At 41.1% G+C, this 19,917-nt stretch carries 21 protein-coding genes; 5 read left to right on the forward strand and 16 right to left on the reverse strand.

Annotated features, from left to right (window positions below):
• Positions 1–4: 4 nt before the first annotated feature.
• Positions 5–2,251, reverse strand: coding sequence for a DEAD/DEAH box helicase (locus ID12_RS14730; protein WP_046343826.1), 2,247 nt, complete (start codon positions 2,249–2,251; stop codon positions 5–7).
• 160 nt (positions 2,252–2,411) lie between these two features.
• Here ID12_RS14730 and ID12_RS14735 point away from each other — a divergent pair, with 160 nt between their 5' ends.
• Positions 2,412–3,530 (forward strand): NADH-dependent flavin oxidoreductase, encoded by a 1,119-nt coding sequence (locus tag ID12_RS14735; protein WP_024718533.1) that lies wholly within the window; start codon positions 2,412–2,414, stop codon positions 3,528–3,530.
• 49 nt (positions 3,531–3,579) lie between these two features.
• Here ID12_RS14735 and ID12_RS14740 read toward each other — a convergent pair whose 3' ends face one another.
• Positions 3,580–4,086 (reverse strand): PTS sugar transporter subunit IIA, encoded by a 507-nt coding sequence (locus tag ID12_RS14740; protein ID WP_047945923.1) that lies wholly within the window; start codon positions 4,084–4,086, stop codon positions 3,580–3,582.
• A 168-nt stretch (positions 4,087–4,254) separates the two neighbouring features.
• On the opposite strand from ID12_RS14740, the gene ID12_RS14745 reads away from it, so the two are divergent.
• Positions 4,255–4,674: an Hsp20/alpha crystallin family protein gene (locus ID12_RS14745; RefSeq protein WP_017359728.1), complete on the forward strand. Its 420-nt coding sequence runs from the start codon at positions 4,255–4,257 to the stop codon at positions 4,672–4,674.
• A 21-nt stretch (positions 4,675–4,695) separates the two neighbouring features.
• On the opposite strand, the gene ID12_RS14750 is transcribed toward ID12_RS14745, so the two are convergent.
• The 3 genes from ID12_RS14750 to ID12_RS14760 all read right to left on the reverse strand — a co-directional run bounded on the left by ID12_RS14750 (position 4,696) and on the right by ID12_RS14760 (position 5,920).
• A complete protein-coding gene (locus tag ID12_RS14750; protein WP_017359729.1) occupies positions 4,696–5,148 on the reverse strand; it encodes a YppG family protein in 453 nt (150 codons plus the stop codon).
• A 108-nt stretch (positions 5,149–5,256) separates the two neighbouring features.
• Positions 5,257–5,637: a YppE family protein gene (locus ID12_RS14755; RefSeq protein ID WP_225310452.1), complete on the reverse strand. Its 381-nt coding sequence runs from the start codon at positions 5,635–5,637 to the stop codon at positions 5,257–5,259.
• Positions 5,638–5,686: 49 nt separating this feature from the next.
• Positions 5,687–5,920, reverse strand: a complete 234-nt coding sequence (locus ID12_RS14760; RefSeq protein ID WP_234717153.1) for a DUF5446 family protein — start codon at positions 5,918–5,920, stop codon at positions 5,687–5,689.
• A 196-nt stretch (positions 5,921–6,116) separates the two neighbouring features.
• Here ID12_RS14760 and sspM point away from each other — a divergent pair, with 196 nt between their 5' ends.
• Positions 6,117–6,221 (forward strand): acid-soluble spore protein SspM, encoded by a 105-nt coding sequence (gene sspM, locus ID12_RS14765; protein WP_017359731.1) that lies wholly within the window; start codon positions 6,117–6,119, stop codon positions 6,219–6,221.
• Between the two features lie 23 nt (positions 6,222–6,244).
• Here sspM and ID12_RS14770 read toward each other — a convergent pair whose 3' ends face one another.
• Positions 6,245–7,201, reverse strand: coding sequence for a DUF2515 domain-containing protein (locus ID12_RS14770; protein ID WP_050827322.1), 957 nt, complete (start codon positions 7,199–7,201; stop codon positions 6,245–6,247).
• 46 nt (positions 7,202–7,247) lie between these two features.
• On the opposite strand from ID12_RS14770, the gene recU reads away from it, so the two are divergent.
• Together recU and ID12_RS14780 are read left to right on the forward strand one after the other, a co-directional pair.
• Positions 7,248–7,883: a Holliday junction resolvase RecU gene (gene recU, locus ID12_RS14775; protein ID WP_050827323.1), complete on the forward strand. Its 636-nt coding sequence runs from the start codon at positions 7,248–7,250 to the stop codon at positions 7,881–7,883.
• A 19-nt stretch (positions 7,884–7,902) separates the two neighbouring features.
• Positions 7,903–10,590, forward strand: coding sequence for a PBP1A family penicillin-binding protein (locus ID12_RS14780; RefSeq protein WP_050827324.1), 2,688 nt, complete (start codon positions 7,903–7,905; stop codon positions 10,588–10,590).
• 35 nt (positions 10,591–10,625) lie between these two features.
• Here the strand turns inward: ID12_RS14780 and ID12_RS14785 are convergent, their stop codons facing one another.
• The 10 genes from ID12_RS14785 to panB form a co-directional block, all read right to left on the reverse strand.
• Positions 10,626–11,135, reverse strand: coding sequence for a YpoC family protein (locus ID12_RS14785; RefSeq protein ID WP_050827325.1), 510 nt, complete (start codon positions 11,133–11,135; stop codon positions 10,626–10,628).
• On the reverse strand, positions 11,132–11,794 hold the full coding sequence (nth, locus tag ID12_RS14790; protein WP_050827327.1) for an endonuclease III: 663 nt from the start codon (positions 11,792–11,794) through the stop codon (positions 11,132–11,134). Before nth ends, ID12_RS14785 begins: the two co-directional genes overlap by 4 nt.
• A 17-nt stretch (positions 11,795–11,811) precedes the next feature.
• Positions 11,812–12,516, reverse strand: coding sequence for a DnaD domain-containing protein (locus tag ID12_RS14795; RefSeq protein ID WP_007500879.1), 705 nt, complete (start codon positions 12,514–12,516; stop codon positions 11,812–11,814).
• A 97-nt stretch (positions 12,517–12,613) separates the two neighbouring features.
• On the reverse strand, positions 12,614–13,906 hold the full coding sequence (gene asnS, locus ID12_RS14800; protein WP_024718525.1) for an asparagine--tRNA ligase: 1,293 nt from the start codon (positions 13,904–13,906) through the stop codon (positions 12,614–12,616).
• Between the two features lie 116 nt (positions 13,907–14,022).
• Positions 14,023–14,508, reverse strand: a complete 486-nt coding sequence (gene tseB / locus ID12_RS14805) for a cell wall elongation/penicillin-binding protein regulator TseB (RefSeq protein WP_017359736.1) — start codon at positions 14,506–14,508, stop codon at positions 14,023–14,025.
• Positions 14,509–14,520: 12 nt separating this feature from the next.
• Complete coding sequence (locus ID12_RS19090) at positions 14,521–14,691, reverse strand: YpmA family protein (RefSeq protein ID WP_008344594.1); 171 nt, start codon at positions 14,689–14,691, stop codon at positions 14,521–14,523.
• 132 nt (positions 14,692–14,823) lie between these two features.
• A complete protein-coding gene (dinG, locus tag ID12_RS14810; RefSeq protein ID WP_050827328.1) occupies positions 14,824–17,616 on the reverse strand; it encodes an ATP-dependent DNA helicase DinG in 2,793 nt (930 codons plus the stop codon).
• 115 nt (positions 17,617–17,731) lie between these two features.
• Positions 17,732–18,115, reverse strand: a complete 384-nt coding sequence (panD, locus tag ID12_RS14815) for an aspartate 1-decarboxylase (protein ID WP_017359738.1) — start codon at positions 18,113–18,115, stop codon at positions 17,732–17,734.
• Positions 18,108–18,974 carry a pantoate--beta-alanine ligase gene (gene panC, locus ID12_RS14820; RefSeq protein ID WP_017359739.1) on the reverse strand — a complete coding sequence of 289 codons (867 nt, stop codon included), beginning with the start codon at positions 18,972–18,974 and terminating at the stop codon, positions 18,108–18,110. Before panC ends, panD begins: the two co-directional genes overlap by 8 nt.
• Complete coding sequence (gene panB / locus ID12_RS14825; protein WP_008344587.1) at positions 18,971–19,810, reverse strand: 3-methyl-2-oxobutanoate hydroxymethyltransferase; 840 nt, start codon at positions 19,808–19,810, stop codon at positions 18,971–18,973. The genes panC and panB overlap by 4 nt, the downstream gene beginning before the upstream one ends.
• Positions 19,811–19,917: the final 107 nt, after the last annotated feature.

The following is a 19,917-nucleotide window of genomic DNA, read 5'->3' on the forward strand; positions in this document are numbered from 1 at the left end:
TCCCTTAAAATCCTGCCATCAATTGAATGATCCTGCTTTTTCCATCAATCTCTTTCATTTCCATGCCAATACAAGATGGACAGCCGTTCTCGCAGCTGCATCGCTCAATCAGCTGAGTGGCTGCACGGGCAATTTCATCAAAGCGAGCCTGCACCTCTTTACTTAAACCGATTCCACCTGGGTAATGATCATATAAAAATACGGTCGGTTTCCCCGTATGGGCTGCCTTTATTTGAGAAATAACATGAATGTCTGAACGGTCACACATGACAAACGCCGGAACAATATGCTGAAGAACATTGGCAATACCGAGCAAGAGCTGTTCAAGTGTTTTTTCTTCAAATGTCCGCTCTGCTTCATGTAATTCAAACCAAGCAGCACTCGTATGAATCTCTTCTTCAGGTAAGTGAATCGGGCCGGAACCAATATTTTCCCCAGTTGATAATCGAATTTTTTTGAAAATGGTCGGCATTGCATTGACGGTCACATCACCGTAGTGAACAGATACCGCCGCTTTCTCTGTTGTTTGATCAATTTCAAGCACCTTGAGCTGAACTGCTAAATTCGCATCTGTATAATATTCTACATCGACTTGTTTCACATAAGCCTTAAGATGCTCATAATCTAGCTTTTCCACTTGATACTGAACCCCTTCATGTAAATAAATCGCTTCATCATGAAGTAAGGTCATCGCACTGAATCGATCCATCTCCCCAATAATTCGAACGTTCGCTACATCGGATTGATCGACAATGACGACATTTTCCTGACTTGCAGATCTCAGACTGATGCCATGAGCCGGGAACGATTGATCTGACCAATAATAACGGTTCCCGCTGAAATGAAGAACCCCTTCTTCATGTAAGTATTGCAAGATTTCTTCTACTTCCATACTGCCAAACTGTTCATCTTCTCGAAACGGTAGCTCGTAGGACGCACATTTTAGATGATCGACTAGGATGATAAGGTTCTCAGGATTGATTCTTGCCGATTCAGGTGGTCTGTTAAAGAAGTATTCAGGGTGCCTGACAATATATTGGTCAAGTGGCGATGAACTTGCGACCATGATAATGAGTGCTTCCTCATGACGCCTTCCAGCTCGTCCAGCCTGCTGCCACGTACTCGCTACACTGCCAGGATATCCGGTCATGATACAGACTTTTAGCTGTCCAATATCTACTCCTAATTCTAGTGCGTTTGTGCTGACAACACCGAGAATGTCTCCTTCCCTTAAGCCTTTTTCAATCATGCGCCGCTCTTTCGGCAAATAGCCCCCGCGATAACCACGGATCGATTTAGGACCAATTTCTTTTTTCACTAGTTCTTGAATATGACTTAGGATGACTTCAACTCTTACCCTACTTCTAGCAAAAACAATCGTTTGAATTTTTTCTTTTAAAAATGTTTTAGCGAGCTGATTCACAACAGTGGCCGCACTTTGTCTAATATTTAATGGCTTATTGACGACTGGCGGGTTGTAAAAGACAAAATTCTTTTTACCGCTAGGTGCTCCGTTTCGTTCAATGAGATGCACCTTGCTTCCGGTCAGCTGCTCTGCAAGCTCTTTCGGATTCGCTATGGTCGCTGAAGTACAAATAAAGGTCGGGTCACTTCCATAAAATGCACAAATTCGCTTTAGTCTGCGAATGACATTGGCGACATGACTGCCAAACACGCCTCGATATGTATGAAGCTCATCAATGACAATATACTTTAAGTTCTCAAATAAACTGACCCATTTCGTATGGTGAGGCAAAATCGCTGAATGCAGCATATCTGGATTTGTGATGACAATATGTCCTGCCTGTCTGACGCGCTGGCGAATCGCTGGGGAGGTGTCCCCGTCATAGGTTTCACTGTGAATTGGAACATCCATCTCATGAATGATTTCGTTTAATTCACTTTTTTGATCTTGCGCAAGTGCTTTTGTTGGAAATAAATAGAGGGAGCGGCTTGTCTGATCTTCTGCGATCGACTGAAGAACTGGCAGATTGTAGCAAAGCGTTTTACCTGAAGCTGTAGGTGTCACAGTCACCACATTTTCACCATCCATCACACGTTCAAAGGCTTCCTTTTGATGAATGTACAGTTCGCTCACACCTCTTTTTTCAAGCGCCACTTTGAGCCTGTCATTTACTCTTTCAGGAATTGGAGAAGTCAGTGCAGGCTTCGCTTCAATTTCATGCCAATGCTCGACCTGTTCGTCTTTTTTTAAATCTTCTATGAGTTCGTTCATTGTTTTCTTCTTCATCTGGTATCCACCTCTCATTCTAGTGTACCGAATATTTGTTTGCATGACTAGGCGGCAATTTTTTGATGCACCGCTTGTGAGCAAATATTTTGATGTGTTGTAACAATATCTATTACACTTCTATAGTGAAATGATTTTATCAAGGAAGAAGATGATCAGATTGAAAAACGAATTTAAGCCTTTATTTGAACCTTTTACATTCCCAGGGGGTGCCTCTATTGATGGCCGTTTAGTCGTTGCACCAATGACACACTTCGGTTCTCATGAGGATGGCACGATCTCAAAGGAAGAAATTGATTTTATTACCGCTAGATCAAGCGAAATGGGCATGGTCATCACCGCATGTGCAAACGTGACGCCAGATGGTAAGGCGTTTGAAGGACAGCCTTCTATTGCAAGAGATGAAGATATACCTGGCCTTCAAAAGCTTGCTTCTGCGATTCAAGCGAAAGGAACAAAAGCCATTATGCAAATTCATCATGGCGGCTCTCAGGCTCTCCCTCATTTAGTCCCAAACGGTGATGTCGTTGCGCCAAGTGATGTATTTAAAGATGGAAAACAAATTGCGAGAGCTTTGACAGAAGAAGAAATTCCTCACATCATCGACTCATTTAAAGAAGCAGCAAGACGCGCGATCCAAGCAGGATTTGATGGGATCGAAATCCATGGAGCGAATGGATATTTATTACAGCAATTCTACTCCCCGCATAGTAATCAGCGTACAGATCAATGGGGCGGAAGCGAAGAAAAGCGTCTCGCATTTCCAATTGCAGTAGTAGATGCAGTGAAAGAAGCAATCAAAGAGCATGTAACAAAACCATTTATCTTTGGATACCGATTATCACCTGAAGAACCAGAAACACCTGGTTTAACCATGACAGAAACATTTACTTTAGTAGACGTACTTAAGACGAAAAACCTTGATTACTTGCATATTTCTTTAATGGAGATTGACGCTAAAGCAAGACGTGGTGCTGATACAAGTAAGACGCGGATGGAGCTATTAAAAGAGCGCTGTGGTGACACGCTTCCACTCATCGGTGTCGGCAGCGTCATTACAGCTGAGGATGCACTGAATGCATACAATCAAGGGATTCCACTCATCGCTGTTGCAAGAGAAGTCATTGTTGATCCCGATTGGGCAGTAAAGATTAAAGAAGGCAGAGAAAACGAGATTGAAACCGTCATTAAACGCAGTCAAAAAGACAAGTACATGATTCCAGAGGGTTTATGGACTGTCATGGAAGCAAGTAAAGGCTGGGTTCCAATGGAGGATTAATCCCCTCAATAAAAAAACTACCCTATCAACTCAGGGTAGTTTTTTTGGATTATTTCATTTTCACTGTCAAAAGCTTGGACGTCTGCTTTTCTACAGAGCCCTTAGGTTCTTTGTCAAGATGTTCTACTAAATCACCATTCATGATGACAATTGGTGTCACTGTGCTTGCCGCTTTTTCTTCAATCAGCGCTAAATCACATGTAATGAGAGGATCACCTGCTTTCACTTTATCCCCTTCTTTTATGTGTGCTTCAAAGCCTTCACCATTTAATCCAACCGTTTCAAGTCCGATATGAATCAGAAGCTCAAGCCCCGAGAGTGTTCGAATCCCAATTGCATGTTTTGTATGGAAGAGTTGAATAATTTCACCATCTACTGGCGACACAATGGTTCCGTTTTTTGGTTTTACAGCTACGCCGTCTCCCATCATCTTTTGAGAAAAAACGGGATCTGGTACATCGGTCATATCCATTAACTCTCCATCAACTGGAGAATAAATGACTTCTTCCTTTACATCATCTTGGTTTTTTCCGAAACCGAATAATTTTTTCAGCAATGTTCATTTGCTCCCTTCAAGCTTTGCTTCTAGATCTATTCAGCGTATAAATCTTCACGCCCATACACCTTGCTTCATTCAACACTATTTAATCATAATTTTTTCCTCTCATCAATTGATAACCGCCTGAGCCCCTTTTGCATAGGCTGTAGATGAGAGGTGATTCAAATGAAACATGAAAGTGAAAAGAAACACGAGTTGCTATCAAATGAAGACATTTTATATGAAGCGATTGAACAATTTTTTGCATCATCGCCGTTTCACGACATTTTAAATAGTGCAGAGGCGCTGATGACCACGAGCCATTCACTTGCATCCATTACAACCGATGTGACAGAAGATGATCAATATGTATATATTGAGATTCGATTTCCAGACCATTTTGTCGAAGGTGATATCGCACTAGAAGTGAAAGCGCAATATTTACACTTATCGGTACAGGAAAAAATCAAAACAGACACGACTTCCTCCTATTCAAGCTTTACCAAAACCATTTTAATGCCTGCAAAAATAGATGAAACCAATATGAAGAGCGTTTGGAAAGATCAATCACTTCGTGTGACTGCGCCAAAACAAACAACCCAATAGATGTATATCTATTGGGTTTTGCTATGCTTTAAAAATACTAGTAAATCCTTTCGCCAATGAGCCCACTTGATTCATTGTACTCATCATTTGTCCAGCAGTATCAAACATTTTATTAAAATCGTATTGCCCATTCGTTTTTTTAAATTGTGACAGCACACTTTTAAATTGAGATGATTGCTGTTTTTGCGGCCTTGGCAAAGGATAAGGATTCATAGGCTGCTGCATAGGCATCATGCCCGGCGGCTGCATTTGCGGCTGATTCATTGCTTCAGGCTGCGGCTGATAAGGCTGGAAGTTTTCCTGATATCCAAAAGGCGGCTGATAGCCTGCAGACGGCGGCTGGTTCATTTCACCTTGATATGGAGGCATGAAATATTCTGGAGGCTGCGGAGGCTGCTGCATATCTGGATACGGAAAAGGCCGTTGCTGAAATTGATTCATTTCATAAGATGGCTGGTTTGAATAAGGGAACACGTATCTCGCTCCTCTCGCTCTGAAAACATATTGAAGTCAATGATATATTATGTTCAGGAAGCAGAAGGTGTGCCTACAGCAGCCATAAGAAAAACGCAGACTGTTTCATCAGCTGCGTTTGTTGATTTCTTCTATTAAAAGGTTCAGTGTATAAATCACTGACTCAACTAAATTTTTCACACGAGGTGCATGCTGTTTGCCAAAATAAGATTGCAGCACAACCTCTTTTCCATTTTCTTGGACGGCTTCAAGCTGTTCTTGATGTAAGTATCTAGGTTTGGCCTGATGAATAAATGAGGTAGCAGCAGTAAGCCACTCTTCCATTTGCTGATCAAATTTGACAACGGCCGGTTGAATATCGTTGTAAAAATCATAAACTGGGTATTCCTCTTCTGCCTTTCCCTTTAGGTACTGCTCGTATGCTTCTTCGATCCACGTGATCAACTCTTGTGTATGTTTCAGTAATGTTTGATTATCCAAAGTGTTCACCTCTATGAACCATCCTATCAAACGTTTACTTATTGCTCAAATAGAAAAGCTATCCGGCGTGATATGCGGGTCTTGCCGCCAGCTTATACTCTGCTGCATGAATTTTCAATTCACATTCCTTCACTTCAGATTCAAGACGGTCAATGATTTGTTCTTGCTCCTCTACGGCAGCGTTTTTTGTTTTTTTGACAGCTAAAGACAGTTCTTCTTCCACCTCATCAATCTTTCGCTCAATTTCCTCTAACAACTGCATAATGGATTCTTTTGATACAAATTCGCTCATCATCAGATTCCTCCTTTATCATCTCTCGTTACATTCTCTTTTCTTTTACTCCCTCCTTCATACATGACAAAACTAGAACTAAATCGCCAATCTAAGTGAAGATAAGCGCAATTTCTTCCATTTCGACACGTGCTTGTCCTTCTTTGTATGATCGCGTCCGATTGTGTAAATTCTAAGGACAAAGGAGGTAGATGTCATGAAAAAGCAGCAAGCACCAAAAGAGCAAAAAACAAAAGGGAAAGAAAACAGTACAGATCAGCTTGATAAAAAGCTCGGCGGCCCTAACCGTCCATCCACGTAAAAAAAGCAGGTACCCCCTGCTTTTTATTTATGCAAAAAATAGTGTTCTAATGAGAAAAGAAAACGAAGCTGCCTTTTTTTATGAAAATACCAGTCGGTCAGCTCAATTTGTTTTGGTAAACGCTCTGCTTCAAACAAGGATGGACTCAATTTCTTTTGAAACCAATCTTCCCTTTGATCGTCTAATGAATGTGTCATGACTGGATACACCGTTCTGAGGAAAGGGCTTGACCTTCGCGCAATCCCTAAAAACGGTTCAAAATCAAATCGAGATCCCGTATGCGGCACGGTATGCAAAAAATGATAAAAATCCGAAAACAAATCGGCTCGAAACAATAGTTTTGCTAGTTTTTTCCCTAACGTAATGCGCTCTTTTACTTGGGAAAACTTTCGTATGGTTAAGCCGTACAAATGCCCGTCTACTGTCGGAAAAACGACGGTTTGAAAATGTGCCCACTCGCTGAAAAGATATTGAATCGAGTGAAAAACATTCTTTTTCAGGAGAGGATTTTGTATAATAGGAGATTGTATAGTATATTGTTCATTTATGATGAGTGCATGCAGCAATCGCTCTCTGTCACGCTTTTGCCAAAATCGTTCCCATTCAGCGCTCATAAAACGAGACACACCGAAATGAGGGAGCAGATGAAATAAAGGTTTGCGGCACCTTTTTGACCATTCATACAAGAGAAGCTGCGGGTAAGCATCTGAAAAGATCAGCCAATTCGCTCTTTCATACGCTGTAAAGAACAGATGCCCTTGCTGATCCGTTAAACCCGGATGGAAGAGCTCGCCTTTTAAATCTGTCATCGACCATCCAGCATTTCTCGAGACAAAAGAAGCAAGCAGAGACCATTTCATCTCTGGATGACGGTCATAAAAGCGCTTGTACGCATTTGTCCTTGTCAGGTTGTCCTTATTTTTCGCTTTCGTTTCATGTAAAATATGCTGGGTAATCATGTGCTCTTGTTGTGACAACATGGTGATCTCTCCAATACAAAATGCATTAAAAGGAGGCTGAAACTTGATGATTCGGTATCCTAATGGAAAATCGTATCAGCCCATTCAACAAATTGGGACAAAAAAAAGAATCAGCGGCGAATCATCTTATAGTAACCGCGGGATGACGCTTGAAGCTGACTTAAATGAAACGAACCAGTACTATTTGGTCAACGGGATTGCAGTCATTCATAAAAAGCCTACCCCTGTTCAAATTGTCAATGTGGATTATCCAAAAAGAAGCGCTGCTGTCATTAAAGAAGCCTATTTTAAACAATCCTCCACAACAGACTACAACGGGGTATACAAAGGGCGCTATATCGATTTTGAAGCAAAGGAAACCAAAAGCACCACCTCGTTTCCGCTCAAAAATTTCCACGACCATCAAATTGAGCATATGAAACAGGTTGAAAAGCAAGGCGGTATTTGTTTTGTTATTATATCCGCATTTGGTTCCGTTTATTATTTGTCCGCTACTGACCTCTTCTTCTTTTGGGAGCGGCAGCAGCAAAACGGCCGTAAATCCATTAGCAAAGATGAATTAATGGAAGCAGGCCACCTCATGACACTTGGATATTCGCCAAGAATTGATTATATTAAAGTAGTGGAGACACTTCATTTTTCGGATGAAAGCAAGCATCATTTACGTTCGAAAAAGGTTTAACACGAAAGGTTGAGATGTGATGTCTGATCAATTTACAAGTCGTGAACAGCGACGTAAAGCAAGTCAAGAAAACAATAAGAAGCAAAAGAACAAAAAAGGCAAAAAGAAAGCAGGTCTATTTAAAAAAATATTTTTATCTTTACTCGTGATCGGTCTTCTTTGTTTAGTAGCCGGAATCACAACTTTTGCCGTTTTTGCATCAAGCGCTCCTTCTATTGATGATAGCAAGCTAAAAACGCCGTATTCTTCAAAACTTTACGATAAAGACAAAAAAGTCTTTGCAGAAGTCGGGGCGGAGAAAAGAACGTATGTCTCGATTAAAGATATACCCGACGTGGTAAAAGATGCGTTTATTGCAACTGAAGATGCACGTTTTTATAAACACCACGGGATTGATCCTATCCGTATTGGCGGTGCTCTTGTCGCAAACGTCGAGGACGGTTTTGGAGCAGAAGGTGGAAGTACGATTACACAGCAGGTTGTGAAGAACTCCCTGCTTAACAATCAAAAGACGTTAAAACGTAAAGTACAGGAAGTGTGGCTCTCGATTCAGCTTGAGCAAAAATACTCTAAAGATGAAATTTTAGAAATGTATTTAAACCGTATTTTCTTCTCTCCTTATGCTTATGGTGTTGGGAAAGCGGCTGAACAATTTTTCGGAGTGACAGATTTAAATAAACTAACTGTTGCACAGGCTGCCACACTTGCAGGTATGCCGCAAAGTCCTTCTGCCTATAACCCAGTGAAACATCCAGAGGCAGCGGAAAAACGTCGTAATATCGTTTTAGGCCTAATGAAAAAACAAGGCTATATTTCAGAAAAAGATTATGAGGAAGCAAAAGCAACACCTGTCAGCAAAACAGTTGTTTCAGCTGATAAATATAAGAGTCAAAACTCAAGTAAGTACTCTGCTTATATTGAAGAAGTCATGGAAGAAGTACAGAAAAAAGCCAAAGTAGATGTATCAACAGATGGATTAAAAATCTATACTTCTCTTGATCGAAAAGCACAGGATCATCTGGATGACATCATCAATGGGGATTCAGCCGGATTTACGAAAGGTATGCAAGCTGGAGTCACCCTGCTAGATACAAAAAATGGTGAAATTCGTGCCATTGGCGGTGGTCGTGATGTACCAGCCGGCGGCTTTAACTATGCCACTGATGCAAAACGCCAGCCGGGATCTACAATCAAACCAATTTTAGATTACGGTCCTGTAATTGAAAACAAAAAATGGTCAACATATCAGCAAATTGATGATGCGCCTTATACGTACTCTAACGGTACACCAATTAACAACTTTGACAGAAGACACTTAGGGAAAATGTCGATGAGAAGTGCTTTGGCACAATCACGAAACATCCCTGCTTTAAAAGCTTTCCAAGAAGCTGGTACAGATAATGCTGTTCAATTCGCCAATAACTTAGGTCTGGACTTACCTTCTGACATTCCTGAGTCTTACTCAATCGGCGGATTTGACGAAGGTGTCTCTTCACTTAAAATGGCTGGTGCATTTAGTGCATTCGGTAACAACGGATACTATAATGAACCGCATGCCGTAACGTCTGTTGAATTTAATGACGGAACGAAGCTTGACTTAACGCCAGACTCTAAAGCAGCCATGAGTGATTACACTGCATTTATGATCACAGATATGCTGAAAACTGCTGTACAATCTGGAACAGGTACACTCGCACAAGTACCGAATGTTCAAGTAGCTGGTAAAACAGGTACAACCAACTTTACACAAGATGATATTAATAAATACAACATCCCTTCTGGCGGTGCGAAAGATTCATGGTTTGTCGGTTACACACCGCAATACACAGCAGCTGTGTGGACCGGAATCGGCAACTCAAAAGATGCAGACGGCAAAATGTGGCTCACGGATTATGAGCAGCGTGTTGCCAAAGTGGTCTTCCAGAAATTAATTTCTCAAATTGATGATGGAAGCGGCTCATTTGAAAAGCCAGACAGTGTCGTTGAAGCAACGGTTGAAAAAGGATCAGATCCAGCGAAGTTAGCTGGACCAAACACACCAAGTGATAAGAAGACAACGGAATACTTCGTCAAAGGAACTGTCCCAACAAAAGTTTCTGACACATATGAAAAGAAAGAAGCTGACAAACCATCTGACTTAAAAGCGGTGTATGATGAAGAGAAAAAATCGATTACACTCACTTGGGGTTATGATGACGATGCAGATGCAACATTTAATGTAAAGCAAGCGGTCGATGATGGCGGCTATAAAGACATTCAAAACAGCTCTTCTAAAGAAGCCGTCATCTCTGATGTGAAGCCAGGATCCACCTATAAATTCCAAGTGACAGCGACTGTAGACGATGTCACAAGTAAAGCGGCTTCTACCTTCCTCACCATTAAAGATGACGAAGAAGAGGAAGAAAAAGCAGATGATGAGAACAAAGAAGAAGAAGAGCCACAGCAACCTGATGATGAGCAGACAGATCAAACTGATGATAATCAAAACCAAGGTGGCACTGATGAACAGAAGCCTGATGATAAAAAAGATCAAGGCGGAAATACCGAAAACGGCAATGGTAGTTCAAGTGATGGCTCAGACAGTACAAATGGAAACAGCAACTCACAGAGCGATGCCAATAAAGATAAAAAGAAAGACGACGAGAAAGCCAATTCTCAAAGCTCAAATACTCAGTCAAATTCTACTTCTCGCAAAGAAGACGAATAACAAAAAAGCACTTGCCCTATGTGGCAAGTGCTTTTTTAACGATTTTGTTTTAACTTTCTGAGTGCTTCGTATTTTCCATACTGCTTTTTGAGCTCTGTGTATAACTCGTCCAATTGAATAAAGCAATGATATTGGGTAGGTTTAAGCAAAATAAACTCTAATCGTTCTTTCCAGTTAATGGGGGATACTGGAAACGTCTGTTGTTTAATTTGCTCCCAATCAAAGGTTTGAAGCTTCTCTCCTTTGATCCAGTAAAACATTGCAATCATACTGACAATGCCTTGCAGCATATCATCCTCTTCACACCGAGATTTTCTCGTTTGAAAGCGAGGAAGCATGTGGTCTTTTAATTCATTCCACAGATCAAACATCAAAGGAACAAATTCTTCCGTTTTCTGCCACGGTTGCTCATCTAGTAAAGGTTCTGAAGATAGATCAAATGCGAGTGGATTGATTCTTAATATATCTTTTTTTTCGCCGCTTATTTCTACCTTTTTCTCTTTTAGCTTTTCGACATATGAGGTGAAAACAGCTGCTCCGCTCATGCCAGCTTCACCAGCCCTTTTTTCAGCCTCTTCTGCCCTTCTCTGCACATATCAAGAAGTGGACAAGATTCACACTGTGGCCGCTGCGCCTTACAGTGATATCTGCCGAAAAAGATGAGACGATGATGGGTCACGGACCAATCCTCTTTTGGCACCTTCTTCATTATGGTTTGCTCTACCTCAAGAACAGAATCCTTCCAGCGGCAAATCCCAAGTCGTTTGCTGACACGCTCGACATGTGTATCTACTGCAATGGCGGGAATTCCAAAAGCGACAGACACAACGACATTTGCTGTTTTCCGTCCAACCCCTGGGAGCTTGATTAGCTCATCTCGATCTCTTGGCACTTCACCGCCATAATCTTCAATCAGCATTTGGCTTAATTTTTGAATGTTTTTTGCCTTATTACGATAAAGACCGATCGAACGAATATCCTGCTGCAACTCTTCAAGCGGCACACTTAAATAGTCTTCTGGTGTTTTATATTTTTGAAATAGATGTTTGGTCACTTTGTTCACTAAAACATCTGTACATTGCGCTGAAAGTGCGACAGCAATCACTAGTTCAAATGGATTGGAATGAACAAGCTCACACTCAGCCTCTGGAAACATATCTCCTATAATATCTAAACATTCATTGATTTGTTTTTTTGATAACATGCCTTCTCCTTTATTGGTTATTGTTCCAGCCAATTATAAAAAGGAACTTGTCGTTTATATGAAGATGTTTCTTCTTTTGAAGGTGGGGCTTTTTGCTGCGAACGGAAATGCTGGCTATGCTCTTTCGCTTCTTCCGCTGTTTTCAGCCCTTTCTTTTTCCACTCAAATAAAATTCGATCGATATAGCGGAAATTTAATTTTCCTGATAAAACGGCTTCTCTTAGAGCAAGACGAATCATCTCAGCATCATGATGGTCTTGATCCATCCAGATCGAGAGTGTTTCCCCTTCAAGAGGGGAAAGTGGTCTGCCAAACTCATCTTCAAATAGCGCATATAAAGATTTTTCAGCCTGCACATGATTCTTTTGCAGGTCTTTCGCCTGTTTTGCTTCTAAAAAGTCATACAGCACACCCCATAAGGGCTCTACCGAGTACCGGTCATGCTGAATACCAGACCTGTCTTCAAACGGCTGGATCGAAATAAACCCTTTTTGAATCAAATACTGCACCATATAAGCACATTCTTCAGCCGAAATGGTCATACCATGTGAAAGCTCTTCAAATGTCTGAAAAAAGACGCCTTGTTCTTCATTCATTTTAATCTTTAACATGACCATCATTTGTGATTCATTCAGTCCTAACTGCTCATAATGAGCAATCAGCAAATTAGGCAAACTGGTCGAACCCATTTTCTGCATATCTATAAATTGCTGCCTTTTCATCGGATACACCTCTTCACTTTCAGTATATCACGTTTTTTCATACGTGCTGTCCTTAAGACGTTTGAAAAAGCCTCCATATGTTGGAGGCTTTCACGTCTTAAGGATATAAACGGTTTAATAATCTTGGGAATGGAATTGTTTCACGCACATGCGGCGCTCCGCTAATCCAAGCAACTGTTCGTTCAAGTCCAAGACCAAAACCTGAATGTGGTACAGAACCATACTGTCTTAATTCTGTGTACCATTTGTACGTTTCTTGATCTAACCCATGTTCTTTTAGTCTTGCTTCAAGCAGATCTAAATCGTGAACACGTTCAGAACCGCCGATAATCTCTCCATAGCCTTCTGGTGCAATTAAATCTGCACAAAGGACGACATCATCACGGTCTGGTGCAGGCTGCATATAAAATGGTTTTAATGAGGTTGGGTAATGAGTGATAAAGACTGGTTTATCATAGCTTTCGGCGATCGCTGTTTCGTGCGGCGCACCGAAGTCATCTCCCCATTCAATGTCATCAAATCCTTTATCCTGCAAGAATTTAATCGCTTCATCATATGTGATGCGCGGGAATGGTGCTTTGATGTTTTCTAATTTTGCTGTATCACGGCCAAGTGTGTGCAGTTCTACTTTACAGTTTTCAAGTACACTTTGAACAACGTGAGACACATAATTTTCTTGGTACTCAAGGTTCTCATTAAATTCAACAAATGCCATCTCAGGCTCGATCATCCAGAACTCGATTAAATGACGTTTTGTTTTCGATTTTTCTGCTCTAAATGTTGGACCAAATGAGAATACTTTTCCGAGTGCCATTGCAGCAGCTTCCATGTAAAGCTGTCCACTTTGAGAAAGGTATGCATCTTCATCAAAATATTTAGTAGCAAACAGCTCTGTTGTTCCTTCTGGAGCACTTCCTGTTAAGATTGGCGGATCCACTTTCACGAAACCTTCTTGATGGAAAAACTCATATGTAGCACGAATAATTTCATTACGGATTTTCATAATGGCATGCTGTTTTTTAGAACGCAGCCATAAATGACGGTGATCCATTAAGAATTCTGTTCCATGTTCTTTTGGTGTAATTGGGTAATCTGTTGCTTCGTGAATCACTTCAATGGATTTCACTTGTAATTCAAAACCAAGTGGTGAACGCTCATCTTTTGTTACTTGTCCTGTGACATAGACCGATGTCTCTTGTGTCACTGATTTCGCAAGCTTAAAGACTTCCTCTTCCACCTCTGCTTTTACAACGACTCCTTGAATAAAGCCTGTCCCGTCGCGAAGCTGCAAGAATGCAATTTTCCCGCTTGAACGTTTATTGGCAATCCATGCGCCGATTGTTACTTCTTCATCGACGTGTTTGAACACTTGATTAATAGTTGTTTTCAACATATTTCCCTCCAAAGCCAGAAAGAAACTCACCTTGTTAAATAGGTGTGATTCTTTTTTCATACATTTTATTATAACCGTTCTAAATCAGCATGGTCAACGCAAGACAGAAGAAACTACGGTGTTAAATTTTTTTCCACTCGTCCTGTCGTAAAATCAACATAGCTGAAACTATATTGGCTGTTCTCATTTAAGTACGTTACTTCCCAAAGGAGGACGTCACCTTCTCTTGCTAATTGAACATTTTTCAGCTTAGAAATGGTGTTCTCCTTTTGAACGGCTTGTACTGCTTGGTTTGAAGTAATGCCTTCTTTTGCTTTTTTAGCAATGACTTTTTCTTTTTTGCTGGCAGGTACCCACACATAGATCGCTTCGTTTTGTTTGTTTTTACCTTCCACAATAAATTGCTTTTCTTTCCCAACAAAGGTATCCACTTGCTCTACTTGTGCCAATGATGCTTGCTTTTTTGCTCGTTCAATCGCTGCCTCATGACCTTCTTCTTTTTGACCCATGGCCATTTGATAAATCCACGAAAAGCTAATGATGCCAATGAGTAAAACGAGCGCAGCAACGGATGAAATAATCCAAACTATTTTTTTCATGTCAAGCTTCCCCTATGTGCGATATATGGTAAATATCGCTTGATTTTGATCTTCTTGATCTAATGCTAATCCAAACATAAGATCTTCCCTTTTAAGCGTTCTGTTCAGCAAATCGACGATTTTGTATAGGTCTTCTGAATGCTTAATTTGAACAGTTGAAAGTACCTCTATTTTACTTTCCACTTCTAATTCCTCCTCGGTACGTAAATATTGTTAGTCATACTTTTCAATGTGAGAACCGATACTATTTTTACAACGGAACATAAAAAGCCGTTACGATAAATTAACTCCAAACCCACACCAGTGAAAGGCCGCTTATGACAGCGGCTTTTCGTTGTTAAGCTTTTCTATATACGCCTCAAGCGACTCTTTGGACATCTCGTGAACTGGCGCATGATGAAGTGATTCTAAAAATAGTTTTCCATACGAAGCGGTTTTCACTCGGCGGTCTAAAATCAGCAATGTTCCGATGTCTTTTTCCGAGCGCAGCAAGCGGCCGGCTCCTTGCTTAAAAGTTAACACAGCTTCCGGGAGAGCGACGGCTTTAAAGGGATTCTTCCCCTGTTTTTTTGCGGCTTCACATTTTGCTTCTATCAGCGGTGAATCAGGCGGTCGGAAAGGAAGCCTTGCCATAATAACGGTCGTTAGCTCTGAGCCAGGAAAATCCACACCTTCCCAGAAACTCCCTGTTCCTAGCAAGATGGCTTGCTTCGCCAATTTGAACATTTTTGTCAATTTTACAGGGCTCCCGCCTGTCAAACCTTGAGCAAACAAGGCCGATTGCATACCTTCTGATTTCAACTCTTCATACACTGCTTTTAACATCTCATGTGAATTAAATAACACCAATATTTTCGCTTGATCCTGCTTTTCCATGATCTTAATATATGTTGCAGCTCGCTTCACATATTCGCGTTCATCACGGTTTGTGATCGGCGGCATGTCAGCCGGTACAACGACCTTAAGCTGTTTTTCAAGTTCAAAAGGTGAATCAATTTGGACAAGGTGTGGGTAAAAATCTTGCAGGCCAAATCGTTCTAAGCAATAATCAAAGCGTCGATTAATGGTAAGCGTCCCTGATGTGAGGACAACGCTTTTTTTGTTCATGAAGAACCGATCAGCTAGCAGCTCCCCTGTATCTAGCGGCTGCGCGTGCATAAAGACAGCATTCTTGGCACCCTTTGCATCAATCTCAATCCAAACGGTTTCATCATTGTTTGGTTCAAAGATAAACCGGTACAGCGTACTGCAGAATGTCTGCATAAACGACATCACTTGATCGTATTCTTCTGCTTCAAATGCAAAGTGTTCTATGAACTGATCACTTTTGTGAAGCAGCTCATTTTTTTGCTGCTCATACAGTTTCTCACAAGCAATCAATAACGAACAAAGCTTACTCGCTGATTCTTTAATTCGGACCCACTGAGCATGTTTTGAATGATGACGGACTCTATGAATGAGACGATTGATGTCCGCTTTTGGTTTTGTCCTTTTGACAAAAGAATGAACGGTACTAAAAAATGCGTCACTTTCCATCTGAAGCTGCTGAAGATACTCGTCCATTTCAATAAAGGTGTCAGTTGATAAACCTGCCCCATGAAATCTCTTTTTCAATTTCTTAAGCAGCCCGCCATGCAAAGAGCCAAGCTGCGTTAATTTCGCATGAAGCTGGATATAAGACGCACTGTCACCTAGCGTTTCATTGGCTGTTTTTTCAAATTGGTGGGCCTCATCAATCACATAGACGTCTGCATCCTGAAAGATAGAAGCTCCTTCCGTTTGGGATAAAAGCAGACGGTGATTCGTCAAAATTAAATCAGCGGTTTGAGCCTTTCGTTTAGCCCGTTCATAAAAACAATGTTCTTTAAAACGGCGTTTTTTCGATGTAAATGGCATGTGCACACAAGAGATACGGTCTTTTATATTTGCAGCTCCTGACGGTAAATTCAGTTCAGACAAATCACCTGTTTCAGTGACCAGAAGCCACATTAAAATTTGCGCTTTTGTTAAGACAACATCATAGTTATCATCTTCCTCATGCAGGACATGCTCAAACTTATCTAAACAAATATAATGTGCCCGCCCTTTAAACACACAGGCGGCTGGCTCAAATGGGAGCAATTGCTTGAGTAGCGGAACATCGCGCTGAAGCAGTTGCTGCTGCAGTAAAATAGAATATGTACTGATAATGACAGGTTTTCCTGATTTCTTTGCTTCTAAAGCAGCTGGTATAAGATAAGCGAGTGTTTTCCCGATTCCTGGCGCCGCTTCAATTAACGCATAAGCTCTTTCATGGAACGCATCTCTTACTTTGTTCATCATCGTGAGCTGGCCTTCTCTTACTTCATAGCCTTCTAATGTTTGAGGGAGTTTCTCTTTTATCTCCTCAAACAGCTGCTCGTCGTCAGCGCCTACTGCATATGTCGATTCAGTGATAGGATTGGTCACATCTTTCACAGCAAAAGATCCTACTTCTACAAGCGAATCATCCTGACTCGTGTGATTGGTTTCAAGCTGCTTAATTAAAAGTCCTATATCACTTAGAAGATAAGAGGATAATCTGCGCAGCTGTTTTAACACATTTGGCGGTGTATTCCTTAATTGATGTAATAAGGTTAAAAATAACATGGCAGTAACTTCCGCATCACTATCCGCTCTGTGCGGGTGGTCATGTGGAAGCATGAGCTCTTCGCTTAATTCAGTTAACTTATAACCTTCAAGCTCAGGATAAAGAATTCTAGAAATTTCAACCGTATCAATCGCTAGCACATCCAGCTCATTTTTCCCGCATGCTTTTAGTTCATCGTTTAAAAAGTTCAAATCAAAATGAACATTGTGCGCAACAAAATAAGCGCCCTGTATGAGATCATACACCTCTTGGGCAATGTCCTCAAAAAACACCGCGTCATCAACCATGTGCTGCTTAATACCTGTCAGCTGTTCAATAAATCCAGGAATCGTTTTCCCTGGGTTCACATATTTTGAATACCGTTCGACAATTTGTCCATTTTCAATGACCACCGCAGCAATTTGAATGATTTTATCACCTTTTTTTGGTGAATTCCCGGTGGTTTCAATATCAACGACAACAAACCTTTGATCGGTCATAAAATGGACACCTCAATTCCTCGTTCCACTCATAGTGAAACACACTCTGGGCAATATAGCTGAAACAGAACAGCTTCCTTTTGATGAAACTGTTCTGTTTCCATGTGAGCGTGCGTTATAAAATCGTTCTCGCAGGCTCTTGCCCAATCATTTGTTCAATTTGATTTTGTTTATTTAACACGACCACTTTAGGTGTGTGCGATTTCGCTTCTTCCTCTGACAACATCCCATAAGCGATAATAATGACTTCATCTCCTGGCTGAACCAATCTTGCTGCCGCACCATTTAAACAAATGACACCGCTCTTTCTTTCTCCAGGGATGATATATGTTTCAAGTCTAGCACCATTGTGATTATTGACAATTTGCACTTTCTCATTTGCCATCATGCCTGCCGCATCAAGCAAATCTTCGTCGATAGTAATACTACCTACATAGTGTAAGTTTGCTTCAGTCACTGTCGCTTTATGAAGTTTCGAGGTCATAAAAGTTCTATACATGTTTTTCACCGCTTTCAGGAACATGGAAAATCACATTATCAATCAGTCTTGCCCGGGAGAACTTCACAGCAATGGCAATGATCACTTGCCCCGTTAAGTGCTGAAGGGGTTCAAGCTCTGGATAGGAGTAAATGTCAATATAATCGATTTCTCCACTTGTTTGAAGAATCTCCTCTTCCACTAATTGATAAATACGATTTACATCATGTTCACCCTTTTCTACAGCTGTCTGTCCTTTTTTTAATGCCCGGTATAAAGCAGGTGCTTCTTGCCTTTCTGTTTCAGACAAATACACGTTTCTTGAACTTTTCGCTAAACCGTCTTCTTCTCGAACAGTAGGAACAGACACAAGGTGAAGATCAAAAAAGAAATCCTTGATCATCGCATCGATAACAGCGACTTGCTGTGCATCCTTTAGACCAAAGTATACATTGGTTGGTGCGACAAGGTGAAACAGCTTTGTGAGCACCGTGACAACGCCGTCGAAGTGTCCTGGGCGTTTCTTCCCGCATAAGACGTCTGTACGCTTTTGAACAGTCATCGTAATCGATGGCTCATCTTTGTACATTTCCTTCACATCAGGTGTAAATAATATATCTACTCCAGCTTCTTCAGCAAGACGCTGGTCTCTTTTCATATCTCTTGGATAGGATTCAAAGTCTTCATTCGGTCCAAATTGCAATGGATTGACAAAGATGCTCATCACCACAATGTCATTTTGATCTCTTGCTTCTTTTGCAAGCGTAAGATGTCCTTCATGAAGGAAACCCATTGTAGGGACAAATCCAATGGAATGCTGCTTCTTTTGATGCTGCTTGATCATTTCTTTTAATTCATGAATATGGGAAACAACCTTCATTCCTTGATCCCCCCATATAAACCATCAAGGACTTCTTCTTTCATATGAAAGGTATGAGCATCCTCTGGGAATGTGCGTGCTTTTACTTCTTTTGTATATTGTATGAGCGCTTCTTCTAATACAGCATCGATTTGCGCGTATTGTTTCACAAATTTAGGTGTTCTAGACACGCCGTACCCTACCACATCATGGTAAACGAGAACTTGTCCATCTGCTTCAGCCCCTGCCCCAATTCCGATCACAGGAATCTTTAGCATGTCAGTAATCCGTTTTGTCAGTTCACCAGGTACACACTCTAACACAAGGGCGATGGCACCTGCTTCCTCACATTTCAGACTATCTTCAATCAATTTCTGTGCACTCTCTTTGTCTTTTCCTTGCACTTTATAGCCGCCAAGGACACCGACTGATTGAGGGGTGAGCCCTAAATGGCTTACAACAGGAATACCGCCTCTTGTAAGTGCTTGAATGGATTCAAATACTCCATCTCCACCTTCAAGCTTTAAGGCATCAGCACCGCTTTCTTGCATAATGCGTGCTGCATTTTTCATCGTTTCTTCTAATGAATAATGATAAGACATAAATGGCATATCCGTCACAACAAATGTGTCTTTTGCGCCTCTTTTGACTGCTTTTGTGTGATGAATCATATCATCCATCGTCACTTGCACTGTGGAATCAAGTCCAAGGACAACCATCCCAAGTGAGTCACCAACTAAGATCATGTCGACTTCCGCTTTTTCCGCTTGCTTTGCAGCTGGATAGTCGTATGCTGTCAGCATCACAATAGGTTCGTTTTGTTCTTTCATTTTGAAAAAATCTAACTTTGTCTTCATTTGTTCCTCCTCATTCTGGAGAGGAGATGGCTTGTCTGATCTCACACGCTTTTATCTCTCATGTGCAGACGAATCATCCCTCTGTCCAAGTCCCTTAGGATCAAGGC

Source organism: Bacillus altitudinis, assembly GCF_001191605.1.
GTDB classification, from domain to species: domain Bacteria; phylum Bacillota; class Bacilli; order Bacillales; family Bacillaceae; genus Bacillus; species Bacillus altitudinis.

Excerpts from the sequence above, each read along its gene's own strand:
- ID12_RS14730 (WP_046343826.1), bottom strand. The coding sequence starts at position 2,251 with ATGAAGAAGAAAACAATGAACGAACTCATAGAAGATTTAAAAAAAGAC.
- ID12_RS14745 (WP_017359728.1), top strand. The coding sequence starts at position 4,255 with ATGAAACATGAAAGTGAAAAGAAACACGAGTTGCTATCAAATGAAGAC.
- ID12_RS14760 (WP_234717153.1), bottom strand. The coding sequence starts at position 5,920 with ATGAGCGAATTTGTATCAAAAGAATCCATTATGCAGTTGTTAGAGGAA.
- sspM (WP_017359731.1), top strand. The coding sequence starts at position 6,117 with ATGAAAAAGCAGCAAGCACCAAAAGAGCAAAAAACAAAAGGGAAAGAA.
- ID12_RS14770 (WP_050827322.1), bottom strand. The coding sequence starts at position 7,201 with ATGTTGTCACAACAAGAGCACATGATTACCCAGCATATTTTACATGAA.
- recU (WP_050827323.1), top strand. The coding sequence starts at position 7,248 with ATGATTCGGTATCCTAATGGAAAATCGTATCAGCCCATTCAACAAATT.
- ID12_RS14780 (WP_050827324.1), top strand. The coding sequence starts at position 7,903 with ATGTCTGATCAATTTACAAGTCGTGAACAGCGACGTAAAGCAAGTCAA.
- ID12_RS14785 (WP_050827325.1), bottom strand. The coding sequence starts at position 11,135 with ATGAGCGGAGCAGCTGTTTTCACCTCATATGTCGAAAAGCTAAAAGAG.
- nth (WP_050827327.1), bottom strand. The coding sequence starts at position 11,794 with ATGTTATCAAAAAAACAAATCAATGAATGTTTAGATATTATAGGAGAT.
- ID12_RS14795 (WP_007500879.1), bottom strand. The coding sequence starts at position 12,516 with ATGAAAAGGCAGCAATTTATAGATATGCAGAAAATGGGTTCGACCAGT.
- tseB (WP_017359736.1), bottom strand. The coding sequence starts at position 14,508 with ATGAAAAAAATAGTTTGGATTATTTCATCCGTTGCTGCGCTCGTTTTA.
- dinG (WP_050827328.1), bottom strand. The coding sequence starts at position 17,616 with ATGACCGATCAAAGGTTTGTTGTCGTTGATATTGAAACCACCGGGAAT.
- panD (WP_017359738.1), bottom strand. The coding sequence starts at position 18,115 with ATGTATAGAACTTTTATGACCTCGAAACTTCATAAAGCGACAGTGACT.
- panC (WP_017359739.1), bottom strand. The coding sequence starts at position 18,974 with ATGAAGGTTGTTTCCCATATTCATGAATTAAAAGAAATGATCAAGCAG.
- panB (WP_008344587.1), bottom strand. The coding sequence starts at position 19,810 with ATGAAGACAAAGTTAGATTTTTTCAAAATGAAAGAACAAAACGAACCT.